The 11,368-nt window shown below is 65.7% G+C and carries 12 protein-coding genes; 3 read left to right on the top strand and 9 right to left on the bottom strand.

From position 1 onward, the window contains the following. The first annotated feature begins 11 nt into the window (after nt 1-11). The 3 genes from JVH1_RS40175 (at nt 12) to JVH1_RS40165 (ending at nt 2,683) form a co-directional block, all read left to right on the top strand. Nucleotides 12-1,067, top strand: coding sequence for a TIGR03617 family F420-dependent LLM class oxidoreductase (locus tag JVH1_RS40175; protein ID WP_009472448.1), 1,056 nt, complete (start codon nt 12-14; stop codon nt 1,065-1,067). Nucleotides 1,068-1,221: 154 nt separating this feature from the next. After that, the gene (locus JVH1_RS40170) at nt 1,222-2,088 is read left to right on the top strand and encodes a DUF2889 domain-containing protein (RefSeq protein ID WP_237735056.1); all 867 of its coding nucleotides are present in this window, start codon (nt 1,222-1,224) and stop codon (nt 2,086-2,088) included. Nucleotides 2,089-2,098: 10 nt separating this feature from the next. Next, complete coding sequence (locus tag JVH1_RS40165) at nt 2,099-2,683, top strand: nuclear transport factor 2 family protein (protein ID WP_043777177.1); 585 nt, start codon at nt 2,099-2,101, stop codon at nt 2,681-2,683. Nucleotides 2,684-2,695: 12 nt separating this feature from the next. Here JVH1_RS40165 and JVH1_RS40160 read toward each other — a convergent pair whose 3' ends face one another. The 9 genes from JVH1_RS40160 to JVH1_RS40120 form a co-directional block, all read right to left on the bottom strand. Further along, on the bottom strand, nt 2,696-2,890 hold the full coding sequence (locus JVH1_RS40160) for a ferredoxin (RefSeq protein ID WP_005575118.1): 195 nt from the start codon (nt 2,888-2,890) through the stop codon (nt 2,696-2,698). A 60-nt stretch (nt 2,891-2,950) separates the two neighbouring features. Next, complete coding sequence (locus tag JVH1_RS40155) at nt 2,951-3,682, bottom strand: tyrosine-protein phosphatase (RefSeq protein ID WP_009472451.1); 732 nt, start codon at nt 3,680-3,682, stop codon at nt 2,951-2,953. Beyond that, entirely contained in the window at nt 3,679-5,268 is a 1,590-nt protein-coding gene (locus JVH1_RS40150; protein WP_051033620.1) for a class I adenylate-forming enzyme family protein, read from the bottom strand. Before JVH1_RS40150 ends, JVH1_RS40155 begins: the two co-directional genes overlap by 4 nt. Nucleotides 5,269-5,270: 2 nt before the next feature. Then, nucleotides 5,271-6,422, bottom strand: a complete 1,152-nt coding sequence (locus JVH1_RS40145) for an acetyl-CoA acetyltransferase (protein WP_009472453.1) — start codon at nt 6,420-6,422, stop codon at nt 5,271-5,273. Continuing rightward, nucleotides 6,419-7,447 (bottom strand): acyl-CoA dehydrogenase family protein, encoded by a 1,029-nt coding sequence (locus JVH1_RS40140; RefSeq protein ID WP_009472454.1) that lies wholly within the window; start codon nt 7,445-7,447, stop codon nt 6,419-6,421. Before JVH1_RS40140 ends, JVH1_RS40145 begins: the two co-directional genes overlap by 4 nt. Nucleotides 7,448-7,462: 15 nt before the next feature. Next, nucleotides 7,463-8,635, bottom strand: a complete 1,173-nt coding sequence (locus tag JVH1_RS40135) for an acyl-CoA dehydrogenase family protein (protein WP_005573266.1) — start codon at nt 8,633-8,635, stop codon at nt 7,463-7,465. An 84-nt stretch (nt 8,636-8,719) separates the two neighbouring features. Continuing rightward, nucleotides 8,720-9,496, bottom strand: coding sequence for an aldolase/citrate lyase family protein (locus JVH1_RS40130; RefSeq protein ID WP_009472455.1), 777 nt, complete (start codon nt 9,494-9,496; stop codon nt 8,720-8,722). Then, entirely contained in the window at nt 9,496-10,326 is an 831-nt protein-coding gene (gene hpaH, locus JVH1_RS40125; RefSeq protein WP_009472456.1) for a 2-oxo-hept-4-ene-1,7-dioate hydratase, read from the bottom strand. The genes JVH1_RS40130 and hpaH overlap by 1 nt, the downstream gene beginning before the upstream one ends. 9 nt (nt 10,327-10,335) lie before the next feature. Further along, complete coding sequence (locus tag JVH1_RS40120) at nt 10,336-11,232, bottom strand: alpha/beta fold hydrolase (protein ID WP_085998389.1); 897 nt, start codon at nt 11,230-11,232, stop codon at nt 10,336-10,338. Nucleotides 11,233-11,368: the final 136 nt, after the last annotated feature.

Here is an 11,368-nt window from a genome sequence, read left to right as displayed (position 1 = left end):
TCTGGAGTGACATGAAATCCGAAGTCTGTGGGCGTCCGTCGTTCGATGTGGTCGTCGACCCGGGAACCGGACGCGCCGCCGAGATTGCACACCGCGCCGAGAACGTCGGGTTCGGCGGCTTCTTCCTCGGTGAAACCAGCCACGATCCCTTGCTTCTCCTGGCCGCGGCGTCGCAGACGACGTCGACGATGACGCTGGGGACGAGTATCTACGTCGCGTTCGCGAGAACGCCGATGGTGACCGCGGTCGCGGCCAACGACGTGCAGGCGCTCTCACACGGACGCCTCCGGCTCGGTCTCGGGAGTCAGGTGAAGCCGCACATCACCCGGCGGTTCAGCATGCCGTGGTCGCGGCCCGCGGCACGGATGCGCGAATACGTACAGGCACTGCACGCCATCTGGGACGCGTGGGAGACCGGTTCGCCGTTGGATTTCGACGGGGAGTTCTACCAGCACACCCTGATGACACCGATGTTCGATCCCGGACCGAATCCGTTCGGGCGCCCACCCGTCCAACTCGCCGGTGTCGGAGAGGCGATGTCACGCGTGGCAGGAGAGGTCGCAGACGGGTTTCTCGTGCATTCCTTCGTCACCGACCGTTACCTTGCCGAGGTCGTACTACCCAGTGTGCAAGAAGGATTGTCGTGTTCGGGCCGGCCTCGAAGGGATTTCACCATCGGGGTCACCCCAATGGTGGCGTGCGGTACCACCGCGGACGAGATCGCGGCAGCCCGCGACCACGTGCGCGGGCAGATCGCCTTCTACGGATCCACGCCCGCCTATCGGGGCGTGCTCGATCTGCACGGATGGGCCGGACTTCACGAGAAGTTGTATGCACTGTCGAAAGCGGGGGAGTGGGACGTCATGCGAAGCCTGATCGACGACGACGTTCTCGCAGCGTTCGCCGTCGTGGGCTCCGTGGAGGAGGTCGCGGACGCGCTGGTCGCGCGGTGGGGAGCGGTGTCCGATCACATCAGCGTCGCCGCGCGTTCGATCGACAGTCTCGCGGGATGGCGCTCGGTCTTGAAAAACACTGAGGCACAAGATATCAATGAAGTACATGACTGAGAATCTTCTGATCCCGAAGCATGGTATCCATGCACCGTCGACCAGCACGCCTGCGCGCCGTCCGTGTTCGGTCCGTCGCACGACGTCTGTGGACATCGAACGCCCACGGGGACACTCCGACCTTCTCCAACTCCGCGGGGCCGGAGTCGATGTCGTGACGGACAAGGCAGGGGAGTGGTCGCGAACCGGCGGGGGCGCCGTCGATGTCGACGTCGACCTTGGCCGAGGGCGCATCGTCACGGACATCGCCGACGGCGCCGCGGCGGCCGACCTCACACCACTGATCGGTCTCTCCGTAGCGTCAGGGTTTCGCAAAGCGGCGAAGGGTTGCCTCGCACCTCACGATCAGGGCAGCGTCATCGCGCGACTACTGGACGACGTCCCGGTGGCGACCGTCATCTCGGGATATGCACTGACCCGCGAACTCTCCGCAGAGCAGCAGCGGCGCCTCGGTGGGCGCGGTGCCCTCGCACGGGCCGATTACTGTGCCGGGTTCGCAGCCGGGGGAACGATGATGACGGGCGTCGCGCGAGACGGGGCACCTCCCCTCGTCAACGGCCCGCAGGCGCCGGACCTCGTCCGGGTGGGCGCGGGCTGGCACCCTATGAGTGAACTTCGGCCGGGGTCGATGCGACGCATTCGGCGGATCGACGTGAGTGTGGGCGATGACGCGGAACTGTCGGTGGACGCGATGTTCCGCGACACCTACGTGAACGCCGCCGGGATCGAAACCGTGGTGCACGAGTACGGGACCGACGTTCTGGTCGACTCACGCACGTTGACGGTGCAGCGGTTGACCGTCACTCCGCGGGTCCTGCCCTGGCCGGAATGCCCTGGTGCGGTGGCCGGCGCGCAACGCCTTGTCGGGCGCAAGGTCACGGAGATCGAGCGCCTGGTCGGCTCGGACTTCCACGGTGTCGGATCCTGCACGCACCTGAACGACCTACTGCGATCGCTCGGTGACGTCTCCCCGCTCGCGGTACTTCTCCCCGGCCTCGACAATTCTTCCGCGCACGTCTGAAAGGCAACTCATGACCAGGTATGACCGTACCGAAGTGGAGGGCGCCTTCCGGCACTACTTCACTGTGGGCCCCATTTCGGAGAACTGGGACGCGATGGCGCAGCTGTTCACCGACGATGGTATCTACCGAGATCACTTCTACGGCATGTTCACCGGGCCCTCGGAGATCTCGCGCTATCTCGAAGGCACTATGGGTGCTGCCCCGTATGTGTACAACCCGCTCGTCTGGTACACGATCGACGACGATCGGGTGGTGTACAAAGTGGTCAACCGGGCCGACAATCCGGAACCGGGTGCACCGGCCCTCGGTTTCGACTCACTACAGGTACTCACGTATGCGGGACGGGGAAAGTGGTCCGCGCAGGAGGACTGGTGGGTGATGTACGAGATGAAGAAGTTCGCCGCCGAGTTCCGCGAGGCGTCGTCGAAATTTCCGATGCCGGATTCCCCACTCAGGCGGCGTGATTGGGGCGACTGGGTCGAGTGGGCACGTCCGGCCGAGGGGCATGTGGCGCACCCGTCCTGGATGGACAGAGACGGTTTCACACCCATCTCCGGACGGGCCGATATCGACTTCGGTACTCGTAACAGCTGACCTAATACCGATTCAGCTGCGTAGCAGCTTGATCGCACTCATCGGGCAGGCCGAGGCGCCGGACTCGGCCTGTCCGATCTGCGACTCCGCCACGTCGAAATCGGTGGTGGCGGCGAATCCGTCGTCGTCGAGTTCATAGAGGTCCGGTTCGGTGGCGGCGCACATACCGTGGCCTTCGCATTGCTCGAGTTCGATGTGGACCTTCATGGCGTTACCTTTCGTCAGTGTGTGTGAGTCGGGTGAGGGACTGTCCATCGCGGGGTGACATCAGGCACGCAGTCGGTGCCGCCACGCCCGCAGGTCGTCTCGGTTGGCACCGTGATCGACGAGCCAGCCGTCCGGACCGGTGCGCCACCCCTGTAGTCGGTCGATGACTGCGGTGATGGCTTCTTCCGGTGTGAGCAACCACTTCTCGTCCACGACGGGACGATGCTGACCCGCGTGGGACCGGGCCGTCCACCGTCTGCGGAGGTCGTTCATGTTTCCGGCCGTCAAGAGATAGTCTGCGATCACTTCGGAGGGCTCGACTCCTGCACCGAGAAGAAGCGAGGCGACCACGACGCCGGTGCGGTCCTTGCCTGCCGCGCAGTGCACGAGAATCGGGCCGTCCGCCCTGGAGACGAGCGCGAGCAGACCGGCCACGCGGTCGGGTACGGTATCGAGGATCTGCGAGTACAGTGCGGTGAGATCCGGTGGACGTCGGTCGGTCGGTGCCGCAGCGTCGTGCAGAGGCCGGTGGTGGGAGACCGTCGGTTGCGTCCATTCGAAATGTGCGCGATCGCGTTCGGCGGATGAGCGCAGATCCACGACCGCGACGGGTGGCCACGGTGCAACATGTTCGGGTAGCGAGTCCCCGGAGTAGGGTGCATCGCTGCGGTAGAGGATTCCGGTGCGGGTGGTACCGCCGTCGGTGAGACGCAGACCGCCGACATCGCGCAGGTTTGCGAGGCGGTCGGTGGTCACGGTCTCGTGCAGGAGCGCTTCGTGTTCGTCGATCACGGCCGAGGTCCCTTCTCTGTGTTTCGCCGGGTCGGCGGGTGCGCGTCGACGAGTTCCCGCAGCCGGGCCCGGTCGGTCTTCGACATGGCGGTCAGCGGAATCTCGTCGACGAGCACGAGGTGATCGGGTGCCTTGTAGTCCGCGAGTCGCGTGGTGATCCACGCGCGGAGTTCCGGCAACGACGGTGTCCTGGTGGGAGACATGGGAACGACGAACGCGACTCCTATCTCCCCGATCACTCGAGCGGAGTAGCCGATCACCGCTGCGTCCCGGACCTCCGGGTGCTCGGCGAGCACCTGTTCGACCTCGACGGGGTGGACGTTGAAGCCTCCGCGAATGTAGAGGTCTCCGGTCCGGCCGGCCAGGACCACGTTGCCTTCTTCGGTCAGCATGCCCAGGTCGCCGGTGACGAAGTAGCCGTCGGCGTCGAAGGCTTCGGTTGTGCGCGCGGGTGCGTTCCAGTAGCCCCGCATCACGCAGCCGCCCTTCACGCGAATGCGTCCGATCTCCCCGTTGGGTAGCTCCGCGCCGTCCTCGCGGGTGACGCGCACCGCCATCCCGGTCTGGGGGCGGCCGACAGTCCGGAATTGCACCGAGGGCGGATCCGTGGGCTCGGTGCCACAGACGGTGGGAGATTCGGTCATGGCGTATCGAACGACGAGGGGAACGCCGATCAGGGCGGCGGTCTTCTCGACCAGTTCGGGAGCGGCGGGCGCGCTTGCGACGACGCCGACACGAAGGTGCGGCAGGGATTCACGGTTCACGCCGGGTTCGTCGAGCAGCTTTGCCCACTGGGTGGGAACGCCACCACCGACCGTGATCCGCTCGTTCCTCAGCACCGCGAACATTTTTGCGGCCGACCACGGAACGGGGGAGATGACGACGGTCGTTCCCCAGATCAGTTGGTCCCAGAGTTTCGACATGAAACCTGCGTGCGGGAATGGTGTCGACGTCAGTCGGCGGTCGTAGGGTGCGCTCATGATGCCGGACGCCATCGCGGACGCTGCGAGGTTGTCGGAATCGAACCATGCCCCCTTGGGGAGGCCGGTCGTTCCACTCGTGAAGATGATCGAGACAGGGTCGCTGCGGGTGAGAACCACATCGGGTAGGGCGTCGGTCGCGCGTCCCTCGGCAGCGACGAGTTCCGAACGGGGCAGGACGGCGATCCCCTCGGGAACTTCGGGCAGGCCCGCGTCGGTGTCGCGGATGACGAGGGCCGGCGTGACGCCGAGCAGGATCGAGTCGGTCTCGCGTGGGCCGAGCCGCGGATTCAAGCCGGTGGTGACGGCACCCAGAAACGCTGCGGCGCAATAGCAGACCGCATAGTCGATGCCCGAAGGCAACATCAGTGCGACGACGTCGCCCTTGCGTACCCCGCGCTCTGCCAGATGTGTGGCGAGGCGGCGGGCCCGGCCGATCCACTGTGCGAAACCGATTCGCGTGCCGTCCTGTTCGACGTAGGCGTCCCGCTCGCCGTGTACCTGCGCCGCCGCGTCGAGCAACGCCCGGGTGTTGGCGAATTCGCCCACCAGCGGTGGCCTGGCTACCGCGGTGGGAGCGGCTGGACCGCCGACCGTCGCAGACACGGTCACGGTGCTTCTGATCCGAGGAGCACAGTGCCGCTCGAGCAGAACCAACCACCGGTGCCGCTGACGCAGGCGATCTTCGCGTCCTCCACCTGCCGCGGGCCGCATTCTCCGCGAAGCTGCCTGGCCGCCTCGACAATCAGGAATAGTCCGCGCTGACCAGGATGGCAGGCGGACAGTCCGCCACCGTCGGTATTCGTGGGGAGTTCGCCGCCCAGCCGCAGCGTGCCCTTCTCGACGAAGGCGCCGCCCTCACCCTTCTCGCAGAAACCGAGGTCTTCCATGGTGAGCATCAGCATGTAGCTGAACGCATCGTAGACCTCGGCGATGTCCACGTCCGTGGGCTTCAACCCCGCGCGTTCGAACGCCAGCGGCCCGGTGATCGATGCCGGCCCGACGGTCATGTCGTCCCACTGACTGGTGAGCATGTGTGACGTGGCCTCGCCGGTTCCCAGTACCCACACCGGTTCGGAACGAAGGTCCTTCACCCGGTCCTCGGCCACGAGAACCGCCGCCGCGCCGCCGTCCGAGCGGATGCAGCAGTGCAGTTTCGTGAACGGATCGGCGATCATGGGGCCGGACAGCACATCGTCGATGGTGATGGGGTCGCGGTAGTACGCTTCCTCGTTGTCCTTGGCGTTGAACCGCGCGGACACTGCCACTTCGGCGAGCTGCTCGATCGTCGTGCCGTACTGGTGCATGTGCCGTCGGGCCGCCATCGCGTACTTCGACACGAGCGTGTGCCCGTAGGGCGCATCCCACTGCAACGGTCCTCGCGAACCCCAGTTGATGTTCGCGGTCCGCAGTCCCTTGCGCAGGTCGGCGCGTGCCGTCGAGCCGTACGTCAGCAGGACCACGTCGGCATGACCGGCCGAGATCGCGTCCGCGGCATGGGCGAGCATGACCTCCCACGAGGCCCCGCCCACCGATGTCGAGTCGATCCAGCGAGGCTTCAGGCCGAGATACTCCCCGACATCGGTGGGCGGCAACGTGCCCTGCCCGGTGGAGGCGAGTCCGTCCACGTCCTCGGGGCGCAGTCCCGCGTCGGCGAGGGCCCTGCGACTGGCCTGCCCCATCAGTTCGTAGGCGTTCTTGTCGTCGACCCGTCCCACGTCCGACAACGCGACACCGGCGATGGCAACTCTTCGGCTCACTGCGGTGCTCCCTGCTCCAGAAGTTCGGCCAGCACGTCGGCCGGTTCGTCGAATAGGTGGGTGAGCACGTGCGCCCGCTTGAGGTAGAGGTGCGCGTTGTGCTCGTACGTGTAACCCATTCCGCCGTGGACCTGGATGCTCGACGCCGCATTGCCCACGGCTGCGCGGGCGGCGACGGACTTGGCGGAGAGGATCTGGAACAACGCGTCCGAGCGCCCCGACTGCAGACTCACCGCAGCGAACAGGGTCTGCGACAGTGCCGCGTCGGCGGCCACCGCCATGTCGGCGCAGGCGTGCTTGATCGCCTGGTTCACGCCGATCGGGCGTCCGAACTGAATTCGCGTTTTCGCGTGCTCGGTTGACAGCCGCAGCGTCGCCTCGGCGAGGCCGGACAGGCCGGCCGCGGTGAGCACCATGGCGCGCAACCAGATCGGGTCCGTCTGGGCGGACAGCCAGTGCTGCACGCGCCCGCTGGCGACGGTCGACGTCGCGAGCCGGGTTCCCGGGTCCATGGATGTGAGTGGGGTGACGTCCGGGAACTCGGATATCTCGACTAGAGCCGCTCCCTGCTGAGCGACGAGCAGCACGTGGCTGACGCCGACGCAGTCCAGCAGGTCGAACGAGCCCTTGAACCCGTCCTGATCGACCGCGCCGTCCCCGCGCAGTTCGCCGAGTCCGACCATGGCGTCTCCGGACCCGATGCGGTCGGTGAGATCCTGGTCGCCGTGTGCCGCACTGACGCGGGTGGCCAGCGTGGAGGCGAGGAAGGGACCTGTTGCAAGGTGCTCGGCCAGGGCCGCGAACAGGAGTACCTCGTCGTCGAGGGGCCGGCCGGAGCCGCCGTGGCCCTCGTCGAGCCCCAGAGTGAGCAGGCCCAGTTCGGCGCCCTCGGCCCACACGCTCCGCTCGACCGATGACTCCTCGCGCGCACGCCGCCTGATGTCCTCGATCGGCATGCGGGTGCTGATGAAATCGACTGCCGCGGAGACTAGTTCGAGTTGGTCCTCGGAGGGGAGAAGGTTCATGATCTCTGCTTTCTGTCAGCGCGGAAGGCCGAGGATGCGATCCCCGATGATGTTCCGTTGGATTTCGGACGTTCCGCCGCCGATGGACTGAGAGAAGGAATGGAAGTAGTTTCCGACCCAACCGTGGTGGTCCCATCGCGAGGTTCCGCGGAGGGCTTCGGCGCCGACGATGTCCATTGCCAGCGCGGCAACTTCTTTTGCCAGATCGGCGTAGTGGAGCTTGAGCATCGACCCGCGCGGTCCGGGTGTGTCGGATTGCATGTTCTGGCAGATCCCTACGTAGGTCATCGCCCGCAGTGACGCGACGGAAGACCGGGCGCGCGCCAGCCGCCGGGAGATCTCGTCGTCCGCGATGGCCGGTCGCCGACCGTCCGGTCCGACGTGGTCGCGGGAAAACTCGATGAGGTCCTCGACGACCCCCGCCAGGCGAACCTGGTTGGCGGTGAAGGCGGTTCCGCGCTCGAACGACAACGTCGACATCGCGACACTCCAACCGGAACCGATTTCGCCGACGACATTGCTGACGGGGATCCGGACGTCGTCGTAGAAGACCTCACAGAATTCGGCACCGCCCTCGATGGTCTCGATGGGACGGACGTCGATGCCCGGTGTGTGCATGTCGCAGATCACCCAGGTGATGCCCTGGTGCTTCGACCCCGCATTATCGGTGCGTACCAACAGTTCCTGGTAGTCCGCGCACTTGGCGAAACTGGTCCAGATCTTCTGACCGGTCACCACGAGATGATCGCCGTCGATGACGGCCCTGGTCTTGAGGGAGGCCAGGTCGGAGCCGGCCTCCGGCTCCGAGAACCCCTGGCACCACACGGCATCACCCTGCAGGATTCTCGGCAGGTGGAATGCCTTCTGTTCCTCGGTGGCGCGGGTGATCAGGGTGGGGCCGGCGTGGTTGAGGCCGACGAAGCTCGCATCGATTCCGGGCAGTCCCTGGGCCGCGTACTCCTCGTACCAGATCAACTGCTGGAGGAGGGTCAGGCCGCCGCCCCCATACTCTTTCGGCCAGGCGATTCCGGCCCATCCGCCTTCCCACTGGGTCTTCTGCCAGGCCATGTCGTATTCGCGAATACCGGCGTCGTCCCGCGGGCGCGGATCACGGGGCTTGTTCTCGACCAGCCACGTACGTACCTGGTCGCGGAACTCCACCTGTTCCTGTGTGAAGTCCAAATCCATAGGAGACCTTCCATAGCGGCGAATCGCGAAGATCCGCACTCGACCACTCGAGTATAAGTGACAATAGTGTCAGATTAAAGGGTTTCAGGCCGTTTGATCTGGATCGGCCGAATAGCGTCGGGCCAGGGCCTCGCTGCCCCGGGCCAGGACGGTCACATCGGCACCGACGAGGACGAAGCCAGCGCCGGCCGACATGTACCGGCGGGCGATGGTCTCGTTGAAGGCGTTGACGCCGGCGGCCTTGCCGGACGACGCGATGACGAAAATTGCCTTCTCGATCACTTCAACGACCTCCGGGCTCTCCGGCTTTCCGAGGTAACCCATCGAGGCTGCGAGATCTGCGGGGCCGATGAAGACCGCGTCGATTCCGTCGACGGCGAGAATCTCCTCCAGGCAGTCCAGCCCCTCCGTCGACTCGACCTGGACGGTGAGGGTGATGCTCTCGTCGGCGGTAGGCAGGTAGTCAGAAATTCGATTCCACCGGGACGCCCGGGCAAGCGCGCTGCCCACGCCACGGATGCCGATCGGGGGATATCGCGTGGCGGCGACGAGCGCCCGCGCATCGTCCGCGGATTCGACCATCGGCACGATCAGGTTGGTTACCCCGATGTCGAGCAGCTGCTTGATCGCCACGGGGTCGCCCGATGCCGGCCGGACGAGGACCTCGACCGGGTACGCCGCCAGCGTCTGCAGCTGCGCGAGTGTCGAACGAATGTCGTTGGGAACGTGCTCCAGGTCGAGCATGAGCCAGTCGAGCCCTGCGCCTGCGCAGATCTCGGCGCTGTATGCGTTGCCGGACGCGATCCACATGCCGATCTTCGGACGGTCGGCGCGCAACAATTCTGCCCATCGGTTCTGCATCAGCCGACTTCCCTCGCGAACGAACAGGAGACCGTTCCCAGCGGCCCGTAGTCGGCGACGAACGTGTCGCCGGGCTCGGCGAAGATCGGGGTGGTGAACGAACCGGCCAGGATCACCTCGCCGGCCCGCAGGGGTACGCCGTGCGGTGCGAGCCGGTTCGCAAGCCACGCCACGCCGTTACCGGGGTGATTGAGCACGGCCGCGGCGACGCCCGACTCCTCGATGGAGCCGTTGCGCAGCAACAGTGCGCTCACCCATCTCAGGTCGACGTCCATGGGCCTCACGACCCGGCCACCGAGCACGATTCCCGCGTCCGCAGCGTTGTCCGCGATGGTGTCGACGATGGTGCGGAGATGGCCGGTCTCCGGATCGCTCATCTGTACGCGGGCGTCGAGGATCTCGAGAGCGGGGGTGACGTACTCGCTCGCGCTCAGGACGTCGTACAGCGTCACCCCGGGGCCCTTCAGGTCCTCGCCGAGAATAAAGGCGAGTTCCACCTCGATGCGGGGCCGGATGAATCGCCCGGCCGGCACAGTTCCACCGTCGTCGAAGAACATGTCGTCGAAGATCGCGCCGTAGTCGGGTTCGGTGATCGAGACCGCACGTTGCATGACCTTGGAGGTGAGGCCGATCTTACGGCCTCTGACGCTGCGCCCGTCGGCCGCCTTCAGGTCGACGAGCGCCCGCTGAACCGCGTAGGCGTCATCGATCGTCATCCCCGGATACTGCAGGGAGAGTTGGCGAATGGGCACCCGCGTCTTCTCGGCCTCGTAGAGGCGGCGCGCGGTGTCGGCGATCGCCTCCGCGCTCAATGTGTCGGATTCAGGCATGGTGGTTGCTCACTTGCCGAGGAAGGCGAGTGCGGCCGGATTGAAACTCGCAGGGTCCTCGAAGTGTGGCCAGTGGCGTACCTCGGGCATCTCGAAGACCTCGGAGTCGGGGATCAGCCTGGCGACGGTGCGCGCCGTGTTCTGGTACTCGCCGTGGTCCTTTCCGGACGCGACGATCATGGTCGGTGCCGTGATGGTCTTCCACTGCTCCTCGGGAATGAGGTTGCGATCCCTCGCCGTCGCGTCCTGCAGGATCAGCAGGTGGTCGATCGTGTCGCGGGTGTCGTCGCGTCGGTAGATGGCCTGACGCAGGGCGACGAGGTCGGGAAGACGGTTGTCCTCGTCGGCGATGAGGTGCTCGAAGACCTTGTGGATCGACTCCCACGTGGGGTTCTCGACCGCGGCAGTGCGCTCGGCGCGGATCCGGGCCATGTTGGACGCCGTGGCGATCAGCCCGGCCGGCGACATCAGGATCAGCTTGTGAACGCGGTCGGGACGCTGCACGGCAACGGCGGCGGAGACCCATGCCCCGAGTGACATGCCGATGAAGTGCGCCTTCGGCATCCCGAAGTGATCCATCACGGCCAGTATCTGCCGTACGTAGACCGCAATTTCGTAATCGTGGTCGGGCTTCTCGGAGAAGCCGTTGCCCACCATGTCGATGGCGACGCAGTGGTACTGCTCGCTCAGTGCGGCGAGATTCGGGGCGAACGTCTCCCAGTGGCCGCCGGTTCCGTGGAGCAGGATCGCGTGCGGCTTGTCGGGAGAGCCTGCCTCGGCGAACCGTGTCCGCACGCCGTCGACATCCACGAATCCCTGACGGAAGTCGAGCTCGCGAAGAAAGCCCCAGATGCTTCGGTAGTTGTCGGTGGCGACGGCCGGGACGGTCATTTTTGTCTCGCTCATGTACAGGCCTTCCTGGATTCGATGGCGGCGCCACGGCCGGACATCGATCTGACGGTTGTGTCTTGTTTTGACCCTATTATGCACAGTGTGCACGTATGGGTTGGGTTAATTCAATAGCTGTGAACTGGGAAATCCT

Source organism: Rhodococcus sp. JVH1 (genome assembly GCF_000280725.2).
GTDB lineage: Bacteria > Actinomycetota > Actinomycetes > Mycobacteriales > Mycobacteriaceae > Rhodococcus_F > Rhodococcus_F jostii_A.
Note: the sequence above shows the minus strand (reverse complement) of the source record. Positions and strands in the feature narration are given on the sequence as shown.

Coding starts and splice junctions, on each gene's coding strand:
- JVH1_RS40175 (WP_009472448.1), top strand. CDS start 12: ATGAAATCCGAAGTCTGTGGGCGTCCGTCGTTCGATGTGGTCGTCGAC.
- JVH1_RS40165 (WP_043777177.1), top strand. CDS start 2,099: ATGACCAGGTATGACCGTACCGAAGTGGAGGGCGCCTTCCGGCACTAC.
- JVH1_RS40160 (WP_005575118.1), bottom strand. CDS start 2,890: ATGAAGGTCCACATCGAACTCGAGCAATGCGAAGGCCACGGTATGTGC.
- JVH1_RS40140 (WP_009472454.1), bottom strand. CDS start 7,447: ATGAACCTTCTCCCCTCCGAGGACCAACTCGAACTAGTCTCCGCGGCA.
- JVH1_RS40135 (WP_005573266.1), bottom strand. CDS start 8,635: ATGGATTTGGACTTCACACAGGAACAGGTGGAGTTCCGCGACCAGGTA.
- JVH1_RS40130 (WP_009472455.1), bottom strand. CDS start 9,496: ATGCAGAACCGATGGGCAGAATTGTTGCGCGCCGACCGTCCGAAGATC.
- hpaH (WP_009472456.1), bottom strand. CDS start 10,326: ATGCCTGAATCCGACACATTGAGCGCGGAGGCGATCGCCGACACCGCG.
- JVH1_RS40120 (WP_085998389.1), bottom strand. CDS start 11,232: ATGAGCGAGACAAAAATGACCGTCCCGGCCGTCGCCACCGACAACTAC.